The sequence below is a fragment of the Bacteroidales bacterium genome (assembly GCA_022647615.1).
Classification (GTDB): Bacteria; Bacteroidota; Bacteroidia; order Bacteroidales; family UBA932; genus Egerieousia.
Window position 1 is genome coordinate 753,924 of sequence record JALCKZ010000001.1, and the last position, 20,059, is coordinate 773,982.

Consider the following 20,059-nt stretch of genomic DNA (forward strand, 5'->3'; position numbering starts at 1 on the left):
ACCATAGCCGTTAGTTTAACTTAAACTATCTCTCTTTTTTATGTTAAAACAATTCTCTCCGGTAATTAGGATGACTGTCGCGATAGTTATTGTTGCGGTTGTCGTATTCTCCTTTGCAAGTTGTAATAGGAGCGTTGCGCCATCATTTACGCCTGAGTATCAAGATTCTCTGACTCAGAAGGATTTGCTGTGGCTGAACAGCGTGGTTGGGAAGGGAGATAGCGTTGGAATGATAACGGGCATTGAGAAACTGGGAATTGACAAATCAGAATGTCAGCAATATAAAAACAAGTATGTGCTCTATATTACTCAGTTGATAGATCATAAGCATCCGGAAATTGGAACTTTTAAACAGAGAGTTGTAATTTGCTTTGCAGGATATGACAAGCCGGTTAACTATATAACAGAGGGATATACAGTTACATACGGACTTGATCCGAATTTTAATAAAGAGATATCTTCTGCCTTTTCAACAAACACTATAATAGTTGAGCACAGGTATTTTGGAAAATCTGTTCCATTTGCAGGCGATACAACCGCTTTGGACATAGCTAAAATGAATTGGGATTACTTGACGGAGGAGCAGGCGGCTGCTGATTTACACGCTATTAGAGAAAAATTTGGAGAATTGTTTAAAGGTAAATGGATAGCTAGCGGATGGAGCAAGGGAGGCTTTTGCACAGTTTCTTATACGAGTTTCTACCCTAAAGACATGACGTGTTCTGTTGTTTATGAGGCTCCATTTTGCAATGGGCTAAATGACGGACGTCTTATGAATTACATAACAGATACGGTCTGGACTCCTGATGTCAGGGCTAAGCTTATTGGTTATCAGAGGGAATTAATTAAACGGGAAAAGAGGATTGCAAATCTGATGCTTGGTCCCGGTGCCGGCGATAATCCTGTTAGTGTAATGCAATTTGAATACTCTGTTTTACTGTCGGGCTTTGCATTTTATCAGTGGGGCGGAAATCCTGATGCAATATCAAATGTCAAAAAGGCGACAGATGAAGAACTTATAGGTTTTGTTGGTGTAATAGACAGCCTGGAAGCGACGAAAGAAGCAGAAGTTAGTTTCTCTCTTTATGTTCAGCAGGCAAAGGAGATGGGTTTCCCCTCTATCAATATTGATTCATTCAAGGATATTTTGACTCAGGTAAAAAGCGGAGGAGATTTGCTTAAATTAGAATTATGTGGTTTGACATTTAGCTTTGATAATACTCTATACAATAGGGTGCATAAATTTGTAACAACCACAAAATCAAAGATGCTGTTCATTTATGGAGCGCATGATCCATGTACGGCTGTCAGACTTTTCTCAACGGAAAGAAAGAATCTGAAATTATATATAGTCCCTGATGCCTGCCATACAGCCACCATTTCCACTATGCCGTCCAAGATGAAAACAGAGGCAATGGCAACATTGAGCGGCTGGCTTGGAGTGAGTGCTACAAAATAATTATCTTTGGTAAGCTAAAAAAGAAATATGTACCGTTAAAAAACTAATGAATTAATAATTTTATAAAATAGTTATGTTAAAAGGTTTATTAAAAACAATTAAAATATCAGTTGCGATTTGCATAGTTGCAATGATTGCAATACCCGCTGCGGCTCAAGACAAAACAACGGCGCAAAAAGCTTGTTGTGAGAAGTTTGCAGCATCGTCTCCGGACTCTTTGCTGCCGGAAGATTTACTATGGCTTAACAGATATGTAAAGCCTAATGAAAAAATTGGTCTTATTTCAGACATCAAAAAACTTGAGGTTGCGGACAAAATGCCTAACAAGTTTATTGACAAATATGTTTTCTTTATCACGCAACCTATTGACCATAAGAACCCTAAGAAAGGCACTTTTAAGCAGATGGTTGTTGTTGCTTTTGCCGGATGGAACAAGCCAACGGGAATTATAACTGAGGGATATACCGGAAGTTATTTTCTTAATCCAAGATACAGAGAGGAAATCTCCGCATTGTTTAACACAAATATGGTTGGCGTGGAGCACAGATATTTTAACAAATCTGTCCCATTTGCACAGGATGATACCACTATTACTCCCGATAAATTAAATTGGGACTATATGACGGCGGAGCAGGAAGCGGCAGATTTACACGCTGTTAGAACGGCGCTTGGACATCTGTTCCCTGGCAAGTGGTTCTCTTCCGGAATAAGCAAGGGAGGACAAAACTGTATGGCCTACACATCTTTTTATCCAAAAGATTTGGATTGCTCTGTTCCTTACGTAGGACCGGTAAGCAGAAGCGCTGAGGATGGAAGACATGAGCCTTTTATTAGAGATTCCTGCGGAACAGCGCAAGACAGAGCTATTCTTAAAAATTTCCAAATAGAAATTCTTAAGAGACGCGCAACTATACAGCCTATGCTGGAGGAATATGTAAAGAAAAATAATTTGAAATATAAGATTACAATTCCTGAGCTTTATGATTATTGCACTCTTGAATTTACATTTGCTTTTTGGCAGTGGGGCAGAAAAACTTCTACCGTTCCAAATCCAAAGACTGCAACGGACAAAGAGATGTTTGACTTTTTTGCAGAGGCAGTAGGTCCGGATTATTTCCAAAGCTGGGATGCCAACGCTCCTTTCTTTGTTCAGGCGGCTAAAGAACTTGGGTACTATAGTTATGATTGTGAGCCGTTTAAGGACCTTCTGACAATTAAATCTACTCACGGATATCTTCAGAGAATTTTCTTGCCGGCACAGAAATTTAAATTTGATAATACTCTGTATAAGAGACTTACAAACTTTGTTGCTACAACAGATGCCAAGATGATGTTCATATATGGCCAGTGGGATCCATGGTCTTCTGTAAGACCTCACAATCCCGGACATGACAACATTAAGTTCTATATTTTGCCTGGTGGCAGCCACCGTTCCAGAATAAACAATATGCCGGAACCTATGAAGAAAGAGGCAATTGCAACTTTAAAACAATGGCTGGACATAAAGGACTAAGACTTTAGGTATAGAGTTTGCGGGGGGCGGATTGTTGGTTTTAAAAAGTTTTTATGGAATTCAGAGATATTGAGCTGGGGGATAAAGTGTGGATTGACAGCCTGTTGCATGCGTCAGACTATGATTCTACAGATTATAATTTTACAGTAATGTTCATATGGCGGGAAATCATTAATACTAATGTTGCCCGCCATAAGGACTTCCTGCTGGTAAGATTTGCAGAGAAAAAAAAATATGAAAAACCTGCCGGTCAGACGGGATGCGGAAACTGCAGCAAGGCGGAAAATCCAATCACAGACTTAAAGCCGGTTGATGACGGAGAAACGGCAGATATCAGACATGCTTACTATTTATTCCCGGCCGGCAAAGGTAGTGATGAAGAGCTGAAAGAGGCTGTAGATTATATAATTGCAGACTCGGAGAAACTAGGAGCTTATGTGGTTTTTGTGGGTGTGCTGGATAAACAGGTAGAATTTCTGCAGCATTATTATCCCGACAGATTTGAGTATCAGAAGTACCGCAATAGTTTTGACTATGTGTATAATGCAAGTGATTTGCTTACACTAAAAGGGAAAAAATATCAGAGCAAACGTAATTTTATCTCAAGATTTAAACGTGCGCAAAACTGGGCGTATGAGGAGATTACGGAGGCTAATATAGATGAGTGTGCTGCAATGAACATGGAGTGGTGCAAGAAGTATGGATGCAGTCATAATCCATCATTATTTGCTGAGGGATGTTCTGTTAAGATGGCAATAAGAAATTTTAAGCAGCTGGGTTTAAAGGGCGGATTGCTTAGGCTGGATGGTAAAATTGTGGCATTTACTCTAGGCGAAATGACTAATTCAAATACATTTCTTGTGCATATAGAAAAGGCATTTGCTGATATTGTAGGTGCTTATCCTACAATTAATTATGAGTTTTTACAACATAACTCGCAGCTTGGCTTTGCTTATGTTAACAGAGAAGATGATGCGGGAGATGAGGGGCTTAGAAAAGCAAAAACAGATTATCATCCTTTTAAGATGATAGAGAAAACTATCGTGACCTTAAAAGGACACAATCTGGAAATTATTCCTGAATAAATTTAGAAATAGAGTCAATTAAAGTCCAAGGGCTGCTGCGGCTGAATCTGCTGCGGCAGCTTCTTTTTTGCTCTTGGCGTCCATTACATCATTCTGATATAAAGCATCTTGCAGCTTGGCAATGACTTTGTCCGCAGTGGCGTCTTTTAAAATGACAGCCTTGTGTTCATCTAAAAGATACAGGCTTGGAATAGCTCTCAAAGAGTAAATTTTTCCGGAGTTGATAGCACCTTTTGGATCATATGCATAAATCCAATCTTTTGGAAATAAGCTCTTTCCTTTTCTCCATGCAGCCAGATTTTTATCGGGATAAAGAGAAAGAATTGCCAATCTATCCTGGCCAATCATATTTATTATGACGTCTGAATTTTTTAGAACATTAAGAACTCTGACGCAATCTGAACAATCTGGATTATTAAAATAAATTAGAGTATACTCAGCGTCAATATCATACAGGTTTTTAGTCTCCGTGCCGGTTGAGAATTCAAAATCATTTGCTCTTGCTCCAATCATGTTAAGAATAGCCATCTTGAACTGGGCAATGTAACCTATCTTTTCATTCGCAGGTATAGATTGAGCATCTATAATACCCTCCAATATAGGAACATACAGCTGTTCATCCAAATACGGAGAATTAGGTTCATACAGATATTTCTCACTGTACTCAATTATTTTTCCAAGGAATTTTTTATCTCCTGTCATGGCAAGAGAATCGGCTTTTTTCATAAGGTCACGCTCTCCGGCATTTGCTGTAGGATAATGATTTGCAGCCTGCAGCGCTTTTATGTACCCAATGAATGCATCCTGGAAAACTTTGCCGCTTACACCAAGAACCCCGGATGTGTCTTTGCTATATTCCAGCTGCAGCAATCTGTTTGGGTCCAGGAAATCTTTCCAATAGTTGAGGGCATAATACTTTGCTGCATCAACCTGGTTGTCAATCATATCGGGTACCTGAACCTGCGGAAATTTATTCAGGGACACCATATCCATTGCGCCTTTTTTTCCCTTGCAGGAGAAAATAAAAATGGAGCAAGAAATTAACAGACAGCAAGATATGAGAACAGAACCAAAAGAAAAATTACGCCTCATAAAAATGTGATTTATAAAAAGAAGTTGAGATACCAAGATTCGAACTTGGGCTGGCTGAACCAAAATCAGCAGTGCTAGCCATTACACCATATCTCAATATTACGCGCCGCCTCTGTAACTCCCGGCAGCTTTGGGACTGCAAAAATATATAAAAATTTAACTTAAGCAAAAGGTTCCAGCGTATGTATCCAGTTTACAAAGGCATCTCCGTAATGGATATAGAGAATTACCCACACCGCAAACCTGGCCGCCTTTCCAATTAGCATGAACAAAGCGGACTTCCAAAATTTGACTCTGTAAAAGCCTAATGCTATGGCAAATAGGTCGCCAACTATCGGGAGCCAGGAAAAAAAGGCCAGCCCGGCTCCAAACTTATCTATCTTAGACTTCTGTTTTTCAAGGGTTTTCTGCTTTATTTTAAACCATTTCTCTATCCAGTCCCATCTTCCAAGCCATCCAATCCAATAGGAAGTAAGTCCGCCAATCCAATTGCCTGCCGTTGCACAAGTAAATGATATCCAGGGGTTTCCACCACCAAGGAGAATTCCTATAATCAGAAAGTCGGAGCTGAACGGCACAATAGTAGCCGCCAGAAATGACCCCAGAAAAAGGCCCAGATATCCAAGTCCCGTTAAACTTCCCATTCTAAATTTTTATTGTTTTCCTTTTTTCTTCCCGACAGTTTTTTTCACTCTTTTTTTTGCAAAGAAATCTTTCATAAGCTTTTCGCATTCTCCGTCCAATATCCCGCTAACAACTTCTGTCTTAGGGTGCAGCAGGGACGGCTCAAACAAGGAGTATCCTCTTTTTGGGTCCTTGCAGCCGTAAACAATCTTTCCAATTTGGGCCCAGCTGAGGGCCGCGGCGCACATTGGGCAAGGTTCTACGGTCACATATAAGGTGCAGCGGTCCAGGTACTTGCCGCCAAGATATGAGGTGGCTGATGTTATGGCCTGCATCTCCGCATGTGCCGTGGGATCATTAAGAGTCTGCGTTAAATTATGTCCGCGTGCAATTATTTTGCCGCCGCCGGTAATTACACATCCAATAGGGACTTCTCCATCCTCCAGCGCCATTCTTGCCTCTCCTAATGCTGCCAACATATATTTTTCATCATCCATGGTGGCAAATATAGCACATTATGGTGTCAAAATGTCAGATTTTATCCGCTTTCTCCCGCTGGCATCTATTTTGCCCTTTGCCCAAGCGTCCCCGCAAGGATTGGAAAACCTGTCGGGACAAAAAAAAAAAATATATAAATATTTAAAAACATAAAATCATGATTAAACCATTAGCAGACAGAGTTTTAATTGAGCCTAAAGAGGCTGAAAAGAAAACGGAAGGCGGAATTATTATCCCCGATACAGCAAAAGAGAAACCTCAAGAGGGAAAAGTTATTGCAGTTGGCCCCGGCAAAAAGGATGAGCCAATGGAGCTAAAGAAAGGTGATACAGTACTTTACGGAAAATATGCAGGTACTGAGATTAATTCTCCGGATGGAAAAACAACATATATGATTATGCACCAGTCAGATGTTCTTGCAGTTATAAGCAAGTAATCCCGACAGGTCATTTTGTTTAATACACAATTAATTACAAAGAATTAAAAAATTATAGATATGGCAAAAGAGATTAAATTCAATATGGAAGCCCGCTCTCTTATGAAGAAAGGAGCTGATTCACTTGCAGATGCAGTTAAGGTTACACTTGGTCCAAAGGGGCGCAATGTTGTTATAGATAAGAAGTTTGGAGCACCTCAGATTACAAAGGATGGTGTTACCGTTGCTAAAGAGATTGAACTTGATGATCATTTTGAGAATATGGGAGCTCAGCTTGTTAAAGAGGTTGCTTCCAAAACTAATGACCAGGCCGGTGATGGTACAACCACCGCAACCGTTCTTGCTCAGGCAATTATAAACGTCGGTCTTAAAAACGTTACAGCCGGCGCTAACCCAACGGCATTGAAGAAAGGTATAGACAAAGCTGTTGACGCAGTTGTTGAGAATCTTAAGAAGCAGAGCCAATCCGTTGGTAATGACTACTCTAAGATTGAGCAGGTAGGTACTATTTCTGCAAACAATGATGCAGTTATAGGAAAACTTATTGCAGATGCAATGAGCAAAGTTAAGAAAGAGGGCGTCATCACAGTAGAAGAGGCAAAAGGCACATCAACAGAGGTTAAAGTTGTTGAGGGTATGCAGTTTGACCGCGGTTACATCTCTCCTTATTTTATGACAAATCCAGATAAGATGGAGGCCGTTCTTGACCAGCCAAAAATCTTGATTACAGATAAGAAAATTTCTACAATGAAAGATCTTCTTCCTATTCTTGAGCCTCTAGCTCGCGACGGGAAAGCTCTTCTTATCATTGCAGAGGATGTAGATGGAGAAGCTCTTACAACATTGGTTGTTAACAGATTGCGTGGTACAATCAAAGTTGCCGCAGTTAAAGCTCCTGGTTTTGGAGACAGAAGAAAAGAGATGTTGCAGGATATTGCAACTCTTACAGGCGGCGTAGTTGTATCAGAGGAGAGAGGATTTACTTTGGAGAACACAACACCTGAGATGTTAGGTTCTGCAGAGAAGGTAACTATTGATAAAGAGAACACTACAATTGTCAATGGCGCAGGAAAGAAGAATGATATCGCAGACAGAGTTGCTCAGATTAAGAAACAAATTGAGACAACAACCAGCGATTATGATAAAGAGAAATTGAAAGAGCGTCTTGCTAAACTTGCAGGTGGTGTTGCAGTTCTTTATGTTGGTGCAGCTTCTGAGGTTGAACTTAAGGAGAAGAAGGATAGAGTTGAGGATGCGCTTAATGCAACAAGAGCAGCTGTTGAGGAAGGTATTGTAGCAGGTGGCGGAGTTGCATATATCCGTGCTATTGAGGCTCTTAAGAAGGTTAAGGGAGATAATGAGGATGAGCAGACCGGTATCAATATTATTATAAGAGCACTAGAAGAGCCGCTTAGAATGATTTGCGAGAATGCCGGAGAAGAGGGCAGCGTTGTTATTCAAAAAGTAAAGGAAGGAAAGGGTGATTTTGGATACAATGCTCAGACAGGTCAATATGAAAACTTGCTTGCAGGCGGAGTTATTGATCCAACCAAAGTTACAAGAGTTGCTCTTCAGAATGCAGCTTCAGTTGCCGGAATGTTCCTGTCAACCGAGTGTGTAATTGCAGACAAAAAAGAAGAAAATCCTGCCCCAATGCCTCCAATGGGCGGCGGCGGAATGGGCGGCATGATGTAATAGCCCCAAACAATGTATGTTAAAAAACCTCGGAGAAAATCTCCGAGGTTTTTTTTACGTCCAACATCTCCCAGCGACCGGATGTCCCCCAGGCCGAAGGCCCGCGACCGTAGGGAGCGTGCATTTCCGCGGCGGTAGCCGCGTTATACACAAAACGGCACGGCGCTTTGTGCCGGGCCGTATGTTTTGCAAACTGTGCACGTGTAATGCTTTTCTATAATCCCTTTATAAAAGTATTATTTTTTCTATATCCGGTAAGTTGAAAAACCCTAGGATCAAGAGCGCTGCCAGGCACGTAACCTATCTCAATTTTAACATCTTGGCTAATAGGAATCGTCTTTAACTGTTTTCTTGGTTGTGAAATATGTTCAAATGCGATGATACAAGAAATGATATAGAATATTATGCACGCAAAGATTATAATTATTGCTATGAGAGCAGCACGCCTAATTATTTTTCTTTTTGTTCTTTCCATTGTTAATATTTTGCTTCACGATGGGACATCATCGTTTGCGTTTTAAAATAACATCTTTGTATTTAATCTTATTTATATTAATAATTCTCATTTTTATTTTCCTTTCACTCATATACCCAGATGTAAGACATTCTTCAACAGAGGGTTCTTCAAGTTCAAGAGATATAAAGCATGTATCAATTATCTTCCATTTGCCAACACCTTTGGGACGAGCGTCCTGATGATTTATAACGAATGTAAAAGTACTGTCAGCATTTAGTTCTAAGGAGTAGAATGTTTCTATATTGAAATATTTGCGATTTACGCATTTATCAAATATACCACACATTGCGCGTTGTTCTATCTTCTGTGCATTGCAAATAACAAATGACCCCAACATAATGGCTATATAAATTATAACTCTTTTCATTTCTTGTAATAAATATTAGGATAAGCGTTATATATTCTACCCCCTATAAAGTTTCAGCATAGAAACGGTATTCGGATTACTATGAATGTGTTCCATTGAACTGGACAGATTTTAGGTCACGACAAGTCATTAATTTGCTTTGTTTAATGATTTAATCTTACCTTATTTGTATTTATTGTTTTTGTTATGCTCTTTCTCCCCTTTGTATAATATGGCACCGTTTATATCAACGGATTTTTTTTTGCAATAATAATTGTTTAACAGTTCCGACCTATATTTCGGTATTGGTTTGCATCTTACCAAAATCCGTAATGTGCACGGTACTATGTTTCTATATAGAGCGGTATCCATTGTAGGTTTTAAGATAATTTGATTAACGTATTTTTGAATACTGTCATGGCAGCTTTGTTCATCAATTGAGTAGTATCGTTTATTAATAATTTTTTTATAGGGAGTGGCATAGCTAAAATATAGTACGGTGTCTTCTCCGTTCTTTAAATCTATCCGCCCTATTTCAAAATTTTTTATTGTCCCCTTCTTTGAAACATAAAGTCGTATCAGAAAATTACCATTAATATTAACCCCATCCATGTATAAATAATCACCTGGATATTTTTCAATATCAAATGGTCTTTGACCATATATTTTTTCCCCGGATAGGGTAAAAAACGATAACAAAAACATGAGTGATAAAAGTATTCGTGACATAAAAAATAAATTTACTTTCCAATGGGTAAAAATTTAAATATCAGTGGCTTGTAATTGGGGTCTATCTTAAATTTATCATATATATGAGTTTGATTGGCTGCGGCCCCGTTAATGAAATTGTTAACTGCTTTTTGATAACTATCGTGTATTGTTTCAGGAATGTCTTGCATATACGACATTGCAAGTCCATAATCACCCCCTGCCTTACTTTCGGTTCCAAAAGGTGTCAAAACTGTCTGATGACCATATATGGAATAATTGGCCACCTCATAGCCAAAAAGATAAGCTTCAACCTCGCCGTTAACTGTGGCAGGATTCCTGCCGTTTTCTCTCTGATAACCGTGAAATAATTCATGTGATGATAATTCCACTTTAGTTTCATTATCAAGCCCATTATTTAACAGACTTGCAGCATGTATTTCTCCACCGCCCTCCTTGTACTTGCCGTCATGTATGTAATCAAAAGCCATGGATTCACTGCCGGCAGCAGATTGGGTGTTTGTAAAATCGTAATCATATTTTGATGAAGTTAAAGATGACAGTACCTTGGCTCCTGCCTTAACACCATTCATTGCATTCAAAATGTTTATCGAGCTTGAGACAAAATTGTTGTTTCCGGAGTATGCCATTCCTGCTAGATATCGCATCTTCTTCTTTTTACCCTCATTGTCATCGTAATATATCCAGATAGTTTTACCGGTAGGATCACAGAAAATTACAGGGATATCCACACAATAAGTATACCCGCTTGTCCCATAATATTTTTCGCTCATCGGATCCGGTCTTGTCCATCTTGCTATTACTTCATCATACTCCCTCGCACCATAATCCAGCCAGTTAACATTGCCGGTGGTCTGTACTTCCTTGCCGTTGTATTTCCATCTGTTTGAGGTCATTACAGAATAACTTCCGCCCGTTGTCATCCTCTTTCCAAATGCATAATAATCATTTCTTTCAGTGACATTTCCACTTGCATCGGTTATGGCTCTCACACTTCCAAGATGATCGGTAGCATAGTAATATGGTGACAGCGTGCCGTTTACATTGATGATTCTTCCGCCTCCAAAGTCCGTGCTTTCAAACGCATAGCCTGTTCCCGTCTTCTTGAACACCATTGAGCCAAGATACAGATAGCCGTTTGACGATGAGCTGCTTGCATTGTCCTGCACCATCACCTTTGTTCCATCTGCAAGGTAAGTGTAGGCACATTTTAAGGTTCCATTGAACTGGTCATATTTTTCTTCACGACAGTACATTAATTTGCTTTGTTAAAAATTCATGAACACGCTGAATAAACATTATTGCATTGATATTCTGGGGGCATCCATCCATACATAATTTTATTATTTATTCTAAACTTGACAAGTAGCCAATTCCCGTAAAAATCAATTACTTGATACGCGTTTGGACTATACGCGATGTGTTTAGCAACAGTCTTTTTCCTATCGTATGGTAGCTTGAATAGTTTCAAATCATTATTGTATACAGATGAATAAATTCCTAGAGGATAATTTTTGTCTATCCAACCATCAATAATTTTTCTTCCATCTAAAGATGAGTATGCTCTAACAAAAAACATATTTTTCTCTCTCTTTAGAAGCATAAACATTAAATAGTCTTCATTAGCACTGTCCTGCTTTATAGATTTTAAAATTTTCCCATTTGGCTTGTCATAAACATATACTCTGTTTTTGAATGACAAGTTTAAAAAGACAATGGCCGTATCGTTCTTAATGTCAAGTGTATCCACATTGTATTGCATGACACTTTGTTTTGTGTGTCTTAAATCATTTTGGCAAAAAATGTACGATCCTCCTGTCAGCACTGATAGGATGATTATTGCGATACAAATTTTAATACCCTTATAATACATAATAAAAATTTATATTATTTGTTAATCTCTTTTGATTAGTACCTTAAAATTTTGTACCCCAGTCATTTTAGAATTAAATTTTTGAAAATCTTTTGGACTTAGTAATAAGCATCCTGTTGAAATGTTTCCTCCTGCATAACCAGAGCGGTTCGTAGAATGTATAAAAATGCCTGTTTTAATCCCTTTCCCATAATTTTCTCCAGCATATGGGCTTGTATTTGGTAGACCATCCATAGTCGGAATAACACCTCTGTGGTTTAATACCCAATGTGACTTTAATGTGCCGCTTTTGCCCTTTTCATCATAATTAGCATCATACAGCCCTTCTTCTATAGGAATGAATTTTTCTGCATTTGACGTCATTGTATAACCAGTTAATGTCGATATATCATCTTCTCCATTAGGACCATATAGGGTTACATTCGCAGTAATCGCTCCTTCGCCATCTATATAGCCATCAGAATGTTTTTTATCATATCCTTTATCTCCTTCCTTTTTCGATCCAAGTTTTTCTTTCCTTGAACCATTGAATACAAGATACGCTTCACCTAAATAGTTACCTCTGATTTTATTTTTATCAAGTTCCTTTTGGCTTCTTAATTTAGTCCACTTTATTGTACCGTCGACAGTTTCATACCAATCCAAACCGTCTAAATCTATCTTATTTATCGGATTATCCACACAATAAGTATACCCGCTTGTCCCATAATATTTTTCGCTCATCGGATCCGGTCTTGTCCATCGTCCTGTCACCTCATCATACTCCCTCGCACCGTAATCCAGCCAGTTAACATTGCCGGTGGTCTGCACCTCTTTGCCGTTGTATTTCCATCTGTTTGAGGTCATTACAGGATATGTGCCGCCCGTTGTCATCCTCTTTCCAAATGCGTAATAATCATTTCTTTCAGTGACATTTCCACTTGCATCGGTTATGGCTCTCACACTTCCAAGATGATCAGCAGCGTAGTAATAAGGTGACAGCGTGCCATTTACAAGATAGGTGAGGGCGCATTTTATCTTACATCACCATTCCGTCAAGTACCAGTTATCAATTATGTTTTTCCATTTTGTTTTTTCAAAAAAATACCGACTCCTATCAATTTTACTTTTTTGCACTATTCTCATTAATGTCGGAGGGGAATCCACACTCTCAAATCTTATATATATGTTATAATATTTATCAACCTTAAGAAACATTACATTATACCTTAAAAATTCATTTGCTATGTAAGTTAATGAATCTTTATATGCAGCCTCTATTGTTTTGTTATTCTTTGAGTTTAAGTTTCTTAGCGTTACAAGTTTCTTAGATGCTTTGTCTATAACAACCAAATAGCCACTACTATCTACACCGTCGTTTATAATCACAATTTGATTGCCAATACTATCTGCACCTCTATACCAAATCTCTTTGTTTTTAAAACAATTAAAATTATCACTAGAATTATTCTCTATAAAATTGAGACTCCTATGTATAGAATTATTGCATCCACTTATGACTAATAAAAATAAAAAAAGTAATATCTTAAAATTATTATTCATCTTTTTCATTTTTCTAATTATTATTTCATTAGGTCTAGAACACACATAAGTGCTGAAATATTATTTAATTACAACGAAATTTAGGTATAAATTATGAAAAAGACACAAGTCATAATAATAACCTTACTTTTAGTGCCTTCTTTATGAGAAAATAAAATTTTGTCTAAATTGCATATGGGGATACTACAGCATTTGAAGATTTGTATATTGCAGAACTTGATTCTGATTATCTCAAAGGCCAAAAAAACTAACCACATGAAAATACTTAAAGTTTTTTATTGCTTGTTGTTATTGCCTATACCGTTGTATTCGCAAGATTTTTCAATAGAAGGTAATTACTCCTTTAAATCTCCTCATTACTATGAGAGTATTGATTTGTTTGAAAATGGAACGTTTAGTTACTGGCAAAAGACGGAATTTTTAAAAATGGGGGTAACTGGCAATTGGCAAATAAGAAATGACAGTCTCTTAGTATTAGACAGTAAACCTCAAAGGACAAAATTAGTAGTCTGGGAGTCTAAGAAAAAAGGAAAGAAGACCACACTGCATATTCGCGATATGGAGAATAACTTAATAAATTACAGTCTATATTTAATCTCCCACAAAGGAGATACTCTTGAGTTTAAAGACCAGTTTAACAAAACAGTCATTGAAAAAAAATTTGCCTCGTTTTACATTGTAGATTCTAAGGGTTTGCATTCTCCGCTGTATATAATACGAGGTACAAACTCTAATTTTTTTGAGGTACATTTTGAAACTCATCGAGTTTTTGAAAATGAATATTGGATTTTAAAAAAGCAAGGCATAATTCCAATGGGTATAGATAATAGATATTCAAACTATCAATTATCAAAATGATCCCATCTTAATAAATAGGTCATTTTTGATGACCATGCCAATAGTTGTTAAGAATGATAAAGTGATGAATGGGAAGTCCCAAAATAATATTCAAAAAGGTATATTAAATGGATGCCAGTAAAAATATAAAAATAATAATTTTTGCACTATGCATTTTGTGTTCACAACTCTCTTTTTCTCAAGGATATAACAATGATATAAAAAGAATAATACTTACTGATTTGTCTACCGGCAAAAACGTGGAAATAGAAGTTTTATATACAGGAACCTCTGATACTATTTCTATTATTGGCAAACATGATGTAATAAAAATTGGAGAGGCCATGGATTTCAGCTTTGAAAATAAAAACCACATTGCAGTATCTCTTGGCAATGTCCTGTCGGGACCTAAAATATGACCAATTCAACGGAACCTTAAAATGTGCCTACACTTACCTTGCAGATGGAACAAAGGTGATGGTGCAGGACAATGCAAGCAGCTCATCGTCAAACGGCTATCTGTACCTTGGATCAATGGTGTTCAGAAAGACGGGAACAGGCTATGCGTTTGAAAGCACGGACTTTGGAGGCGGAAGAATCATCAATGTAAACGGCACGCTGTCACCATATTACTATGCTACCGATCATCTTGGAAGTGTGAGAGCTATAACCGATGCAAGTGGAAATGTCACTGAAAGAAATGATTATTATGCATTTGGAAAGAGGATGACAACGGGCGGCACATATCCTGTAATGACCTCAAACAGATGGAAATACAACGGCAAGGAAGTACAGACCACCGGCAATGTTAACTGGCTGGATTACGGTGCGAGGGAGTATGATGAAGTAATAGCAAGATGGACAAGACCAGATCCGATGAGCGAAAAATATTATGCAATTTCTTTATATGGTTACTGTTTAAACTCTCCTATTAAATATATTGACAAACATGGGGAAAAAATAGTAGACACTTGTGGTCACATAGTATATAATTTAAAAACGGGTTGGACTAAATATGCAACGAATAATGCAAAACGCATTGGTACAGCTATGTTAAAAACTCATACAGGGAAAACGCAGTGGTATAAAATGGCTAAGTCTAATGTAAAAATAACTCTTGACATAAGCAGTAAAAGTATAGAAACATCAAAATCAGTGTACAGGTTGGGCCTTTCGAATTCAATGTTTGTTGGGAAGAAACTATATAGTTCTATAATAACTGTATATGAGGGTAGTCTTAATAGTCTCATGAATGATAAAAGCATAAATAATCAGATTATTACATCCATGTATAAAAATAAAACAATAACAATTGATGAAAAAATTGCAGCAATAGTTGGACACGAAGCAGAACATAACATCAATAACGAAAATATAAAATTACGCCTTGAGGGTAATGCCCCTGGAGTTGAGGATGCACCTAATAAAATTGAAGAACAGATTTTAAAAGAAACTCTAGAAAACCATGAAAATTAAAATTAGCATATTGAGTAAATTGTTTTTCATTTCTTTTTTTGCTTTTTTTCTATTCAACAGCAGTATATCTTACTGTCAAGTTAGTGCAAAAAAAGAAGATTCTTTTTTAAAAATTTCTGATAGGAGACTTAACGATTATCTATTTAGATATCTTATAAGTCATCCAAGCGAAAATTACGTAAATGATGGTTTAAAAAAAGATTATATTTGGAAAAAAGAAATTGTATTTGGCCAAAATAATAAAGATTATAAAATTTATCAATTCGGTATAAATCAGACCCATTCTGGTTCATTATTTATTTTGATAGATGATGTAAATTTGATTGTATTGAATCTCAACAATCTTACAAATGACATGGTAATAGAATGGGATTTTTTAAAGAAACACAACGTCTCAGAAAAAGATGCGTGGAATTATATAAATTACTCTACCAAGTCCCATTTGCAAGAAAGTTTTTATTTTCCGTGGAGGACTCAGTCTGATACAATACACTAAAAAATTAGCATAGTTTGCAAAACATACGGCCCGGCACAAAGCGCCGTGCCGTTTTGTGTATAACGCGGCTACCGCCGCGGAAATGCACGCTCCCTACGGTCGCGGCTGCGCGGCTTTGCCGCTCCGCTTGGGGACATCCGGTCGAGGGCCTTAGTTCTTATTTTGGGATTGTAATCCCAAAAATTAGTATAAATATTTGGATTATAATCCCAAATTTTATACTTTTGCCAATGAAAAAATACCTAGGGAATCATGATTACAAGAAGTTTGCAAGGAATCATAGAAGAAAAACTATTTAAGGGGAAGGCAATTATAGTAATTGGAGCAAGGCAGGTTGGTAAAAGTACGCTGCTAAGAGAAATAGTCAATACTAAAAATATGGCCTCATTATTCCTTGACTGTGACGAGCCAGAAGTCAGAGAATTATTGACTAATACAAACACACAGAGACTAAAAAGCCTTATCGGGAACAACAAAATTGTTGTAATTGACGAGGCCCAAAAAGTTGCCGGAATAGGACAGACTTTAAAATTAATTACGGATAACATTAAGGAAGTGCAGCTTCTTGTTTCAGGTTCTTCTTCTCTCATGCTTCAAAATACTATAAACGAACCGCTTACAGGAAGAAAATATGAATATTTTTTATATCCGCTATCTACAAAAGAACTTTATGATTATAAAGGTTTCCTATATGTAAACCAAATCTTAGAGTCACGGCTAATTTACGGCTCATATCCAGATATTGTTAACAACTCATGGGATTCCAAAGATCTCATTACAAACCTGACTGGCAGTTATTTATATAAAGATATACTTACCATGGATAATATCAGGAAACCGGCCCTCTTGGATAAGTTATTAGTTGCCCTTGCTTTGCAAGTTGGCAATGAGGTCTCATACAATGAACTTGCGCAAACTGTCGGGACAGATAATAAAACAGTAGAAAAATACATAGACTTATTAGAAAAATGTTTCATCATTTTTAAGTTAAGCGCTTATAACAAGAATATTCGCACGGAACTTAAAAAGAGCAAAAAAATATATTTCTATGATAACGGAATACGCAATGCGGTAATTCAGAGATTTTCTCCATTGAATATGCGTGAAGATTCAGGGGCGTTGTGGGAAAATTTTATCATAGGAGAAAGGATAAAGGCAAACCAGTATAATAAGAATTATGTGCGCTCATATTTTTGGCGCACAACCCAGCAGCAAGAGATTGACTATCTGGAGGAATCAGAGGGACAACTTCTTGCCTTTGAATTCAAGTGGAATCCTAAAAAGGGGAAAACTTCTGTCCCCAAAATTTTCACCGACACCTATTCTGTGAAAAAAATATCTGTTATTACCCCGGCCAATTATCTTGAATGGATTGGGGCTGCTCAGGCGAAATAGGTTCTATATGAACAGATTCACACCCGCTTGTTCTGCGCGTTCCATGTAGCTGGCAACTCCGCCAAGTACAACGTTATCCAGCAGCTCTTCTTTTGCTACGCCCATGACATCCATGCTCATTGTGCAGGCAATCATCTCTACCCCATTATCAATGGCTTGCTGGCGCAGGCTCTCCAAATTGTCTATGCGGCGGAGCTTCATGATGTGACGCATCATAATGCTGCCAAGGCCAAACATATTCATCTTTGAAAGTCCAAGTTCTTTGCTGTTGGCCGGTAGCATAAAGCCAAACATCTTCCCAAAAATATCCTTCTTCACACGCGGCTTGTTACTCTTTTTGATAACATTTAATCCCCAGAAAGTGAAGAACATAGTAACTTTCTTTCCGGTTGCCGCTGCTCCGTTTGCCAAAACAAAAGAAGCCAGAGCCTTGTCCAAATCATCACTAAAAACAATCAAAGTTTTATTCTTTCCCTCCATTGAACAATGGTATTCCGGAGTTGCCTGCTGTTGTTTCTCTTTTGTAACAGAGGCATTTACAATACCACCTTCTGTGCGCGCATAATTTAATTTTGCTCCGACAACCTTGCACCATGCCTGTACATCTCTCTCAAAAGCGGGGTCAGTTGCTTTAATGATAAGGGTCTCACCCTCAGCCATTTTCTCATACGCCTCTTTCAATTTCATAATCGGTCCCGGGCACATCAGACCGCAGGCATCCAGCACTAACACTTTTTCACTCTTTTTATCAGCAGGCTCAAACTTGCAATTTGCACTGCCGTTTTTTGCATCTCCAACAGGTTCCGTAGCGGCTTCCCATGTCTTGTATCCTCCCGACAGATTTTTGACGTTTGTAAAACCGTTCTGCGTTAAAATCCTGTAAGCCAGGTATCCCCTCAATCCAACGGCGCAAGTGACAACAATCATTTTATCTTTTGGAAGCTCGCTCATTCTGGAGCGCAGCTCATCAACCGGAACATTTTTAAATCCCGGAATTGTACCAAGACCGTATTCAACAGGCGTTCTAACATCCACACAAACAGCATCTTTTGGAAGAGTCTCTATATCTCTCCAAGTAACTGTTTCTACTTTATGCTCCAAAATATTTTCAGCCACAAAGCCAGCCATATTCATAGGGTCCTTTGCGGAAGAGAAAGGAGGAGCATAAGCATGCTCAAGTTTTGCCAAATCATAAACGGTTCCTCTCTTTTGAATCACCTGCGCCGCCATTTCTATTCTCTTGTCAACTCCGTCATAACCAACTATTTGCGCACCAAACAACCTTCCGTTCTCCGGAGAGAATAAAATTTTGATATCCATATTTAGAGCGCCAGGATAATACCCCGCATGTGAAGCAGGATGTGTCCAGGAAGAGACATAAGGAATATTTGCGCTCTTAAGCATCTTAGCATTAGCGCCGGAAGAGGCAACTGTCAAATCAAATACTTTTGCCACTGAGGTCCCGATAGTTCCCTCATATTTTTCTTTGTTCCCTTCAACTATATTATCTGCCGCAATTCTTCCCTGTTTATTGGCAGGTCCGGCAAGAGCAATTTTAGCAGCCATGCCAGTTACTCCGTGTACAACTTCTATTGCATCTCCAATAGCGTAGATATCCGGATTGGATGTCTGAAGATGCTCATTCACAGCAATTCCATGCAATTTGCCAATTTCCAGTCCCGCCTTTTCCGCAAGAGCAATATCCGGCCGCACGCCAATGCTCAGCAAAACAAAATCTGCCTGAACAGATTTTCCGCTTTGTAAATCTACCGTCAACAAATCTCCCTGTTCCGTAAAACTTTTTACACCGTCATTCAAAATTAAATTCACTCCCTTGCAAACCAAATGATGATGAACAATTTGAGCCATAGAAAAATCTATTGGCGCCATAACCTGATTGCTCATCTCCACAACCGTTACCTCTGCCCCGGTATTATGAAGATTCTCAGCCATTTCCAGCCCAATAAATCCGCCGCCTATTACAACTGCTTTTTTAGGTTGGTGCCCGTTTATGTACATCTTTATTTTATCCGTATCGCTTACATTGCGGAGCGTGAAAATTCTCTCATCATTTATCCCTGGAAGATTTGGCTTAATTGGTTCAGCTCCCGGGGAGAGAACAAGTTTATCATAGCTCTCTTCATACACATTCCCGGATGAGAGCTCTTTAACAGAAATGCTCTTTTTGTCTGGATGCAAGGCAATTACCTCTTGCTCAGTTCTTATGTCAATGTTAAATCTGTCGTGAAAACCCTTTGCCGTCTGAACAAAAAGTTTTGCTCTGTCAGCTATTGTTCCGCCAATGTAATATGGCAAGCCGCAGTTTGCATAGGAGACATAATTTCCCTTCTCAAACAGAATAATCTGAGCCTTTTCATCTAATCTTCTTAATCTTGCAGCCGCCGAAGCTCCTCCGGCTACTCCGCCTATAATCAAGTATTTCATT

The 20,059-nt window shown here is 38.2% G+C and carries 21 protein-coding genes and 1 tRNA gene; 10 read left to right on the forward strand and 12 right to left on the reverse strand.

The window, feature by feature from the left end; all coding sequences use genetic code 11:
* The first annotated feature begins 40 nt into the window (after positions 1-40).
* From LKM37_03225 to LKM37_03235, 3 genes are all read left to right on the forward strand, one after another.
* Positions 41-1,459: a hypothetical protein gene (locus tag LKM37_03225; protein ID MCI1720021.1), complete on the forward strand. Its 1,419-nt coding sequence runs from the start codon at positions 41-43 to the stop codon at positions 1,457-1,459.
* Between the two features lie 73 nt (positions 1,460-1,532).
* On the forward strand, positions 1,533-2,972 hold the full coding sequence (locus LKM37_03230) for an aminopeptidase (GenBank protein ID MCI1720022.1): 1,440 nt from the start codon (positions 1,533-1,535) through the stop codon (positions 2,970-2,972).
* Positions 2,973-3,025: 53 nt separating this feature from the next.
* Complete coding sequence (locus LKM37_03235; protein ID MCI1720023.1) at positions 3,026-4,057, forward strand: phosphatidylglycerol lysyltransferase domain-containing protein; 1,032 nt, start codon at positions 3,026-3,028, stop codon at positions 4,055-4,057.
* Positions 4,058-4,075: 18 nt separating this feature from the next.
* Here LKM37_03235 and LKM37_03240 read toward each other — a convergent pair whose 3' ends face one another.
* From LKM37_03240 to LKM37_03255, 4 genes are all read right to left on the reverse strand, one after another.
* A complete protein-coding gene (locus LKM37_03240; protein ID MCI1720024.1) occupies positions 4,076-5,149 on the reverse strand; it encodes a DUF5106 domain-containing protein in 1,074 nt (357 codons plus the stop codon).
* A gap of 24 nt (positions 5,150-5,173) precedes the next feature.
* Positions 5,174-5,245: transfer RNA gene (locus LKM37_03245), tRNA-Gln, on the reverse strand.
* Positions 5,246-5,310: 65 nt separating this feature from the next.
* Entirely contained in the window at positions 5,311-5,793 is a 483-nt protein-coding gene (locus LKM37_03250) for a VTT domain-containing protein (GenBank protein MCI1720025.1), read from the reverse strand.
* A 9-nt stretch (positions 5,794-5,802) separates the two neighbouring features.
* Positions 5,803-6,270 (reverse strand): nucleoside deaminase, encoded by a 468-nt coding sequence (locus LKM37_03255; GenBank protein ID MCI1720026.1) that lies wholly within the window; start codon positions 6,268-6,270, stop codon positions 5,803-5,805.
* A 155-nt stretch (positions 6,271-6,425) separates the two neighbouring features.
* Between LKM37_03255 and LKM37_03260 the strand changes: the two genes are divergently transcribed.
* Together LKM37_03260 and groL are read left to right on the forward strand one after the other, a co-directional pair.
* Positions 6,426-6,707, forward strand: a complete 282-nt coding sequence (locus LKM37_03260; GenBank protein ID MCI1720027.1) for a co-chaperone GroES — start codon at positions 6,426-6,428, stop codon at positions 6,705-6,707.
* Positions 6,708-6,767: 60 nt separating this feature from the next.
* Positions 6,768-8,402, forward strand: coding sequence for a chaperonin GroEL (gene groL, locus LKM37_03265; GenBank protein MCI1720028.1), 1,635 nt, complete (start codon positions 6,768-6,770; stop codon positions 8,400-8,402).
* 214 nt (positions 8,403-8,616) lie between these two features.
* On the opposite strand, the gene LKM37_03270 is transcribed toward groL, so the two are convergent.
* The 7 genes from LKM37_03270 to LKM37_03300 all read right to left on the reverse strand — a co-directional run bounded on the left by LKM37_03270 (position 8,617) and on the right by LKM37_03300 (position 13,418).
* A complete protein-coding gene (locus LKM37_03270; GenBank protein ID MCI1720029.1) occupies positions 8,617-8,877 on the reverse strand; it encodes a hypothetical protein in 261 nt (86 codons plus the stop codon).
* Between the two features lie 28 nt (positions 8,878-8,905).
* The gene (locus LKM37_03275; protein ID MCI1720030.1) at positions 8,906-9,286 is read right to left on the reverse strand and encodes a hypothetical protein; all 381 of its coding nucleotides are present in this window, start codon (positions 9,284-9,286) and stop codon (positions 8,906-8,908) included.
* A 162-nt stretch (positions 9,287-9,448) separates the two neighbouring features.
* The gene (locus LKM37_03280) at positions 9,449-9,994 is read right to left on the reverse strand and encodes a hypothetical protein (GenBank protein ID MCI1720031.1); all 546 of its coding nucleotides are present in this window, start codon (positions 9,992-9,994) and stop codon (positions 9,449-9,451) included.
* 11 nt (positions 9,995-10,005) lie between these two features.
* The gene (locus tag LKM37_03285) at positions 10,006-11,250 is read right to left on the reverse strand and encodes a hypothetical protein (protein ID MCI1720032.1); all 1,245 of its coding nucleotides are present in this window, start codon (positions 11,248-11,250) and stop codon (positions 10,006-10,008) included.
* A 20-nt stretch (positions 11,251-11,270) separates the two neighbouring features.
* A complete protein-coding gene (locus LKM37_03290) occupies positions 11,271-11,744 on the reverse strand; it encodes a hypothetical protein (GenBank protein MCI1720033.1) in 474 nt (157 codons plus the stop codon).
* Between the two features lie 144 nt (positions 11,745-11,888).
* A complete protein-coding gene (locus tag LKM37_03295) occupies positions 11,889-12,809 on the reverse strand; it encodes an RHS repeat-associated core domain-containing protein (GenBank protein MCI1720034.1) in 921 nt (306 codons plus the stop codon).
* 81 nt (positions 12,810-12,890) lie between these two features.
* Positions 12,891-13,418 carry a hypothetical protein gene (locus LKM37_03300; protein MCI1720035.1) on the reverse strand — a complete coding sequence of 176 codons (528 nt, stop codon included), beginning with the start codon at positions 13,416-13,418 and terminating at the stop codon, positions 12,891-12,893.
* 246 nt (positions 13,419-13,664) lie between these two features.
* Here LKM37_03300 and LKM37_03305 point away from each other — a divergent pair, with 246 nt between their 5' ends.
* The 5 genes from LKM37_03305 to LKM37_03325 all read left to right on the forward strand — a co-directional run bounded on the left by LKM37_03305 (position 13,665) and on the right by LKM37_03325 (position 17,613).
* Positions 13,665-14,267: a hypothetical protein gene (locus tag LKM37_03305; protein MCI1720036.1), complete on the forward strand. Its 603-nt coding sequence runs from the start codon at positions 13,665-13,667 to the stop codon at positions 14,265-14,267.
* A gap of 107 nt (positions 14,268-14,374) precedes the next feature.
* A complete protein-coding gene (locus tag LKM37_03310; protein MCI1720037.1) occupies positions 14,375-14,665 on the forward strand; it encodes a hypothetical protein in 291 nt (96 codons plus the stop codon).
* On the forward strand, positions 14,580-15,722 hold the full coding sequence (locus tag LKM37_03315) for a hypothetical protein (GenBank protein ID MCI1720038.1): 1,143 nt from the start codon (positions 14,580-14,582) through the stop codon (positions 15,720-15,722). Before LKM37_03310 ends, LKM37_03315 begins: the two co-directional genes overlap by 86 nt.
* On the forward strand, positions 15,712-16,218 hold the full coding sequence (locus LKM37_03320) for a hypothetical protein (protein MCI1720039.1): 507 nt from the start codon (positions 15,712-15,714) through the stop codon (positions 16,216-16,218). The genes LKM37_03315 and LKM37_03320 overlap by 11 nt, the downstream gene beginning before the upstream one ends.
* 252 nt (positions 16,219-16,470) lie before the next feature.
* Entirely contained in the window at positions 16,471-17,613 is a 1,143-nt protein-coding gene (locus LKM37_03325) for an ATP-binding protein (GenBank protein MCI1720040.1), read from the forward strand.
* Positions 17,614-17,616: 3 nt separating this feature from the next.
* On the opposite strand, the gene LKM37_03330 is transcribed toward LKM37_03325, so the two are convergent.
* The gene (locus LKM37_03330) at positions 17,617-20,058 is read right to left on the reverse strand and encodes an FAD-dependent oxidoreductase (GenBank protein ID MCI1720041.1); all 2,442 of its coding nucleotides are present in this window, start codon (positions 20,056-20,058) and stop codon (positions 17,617-17,619) included.
* Between the last annotated feature and the right edge of the window lies 1 nt (position 20,059).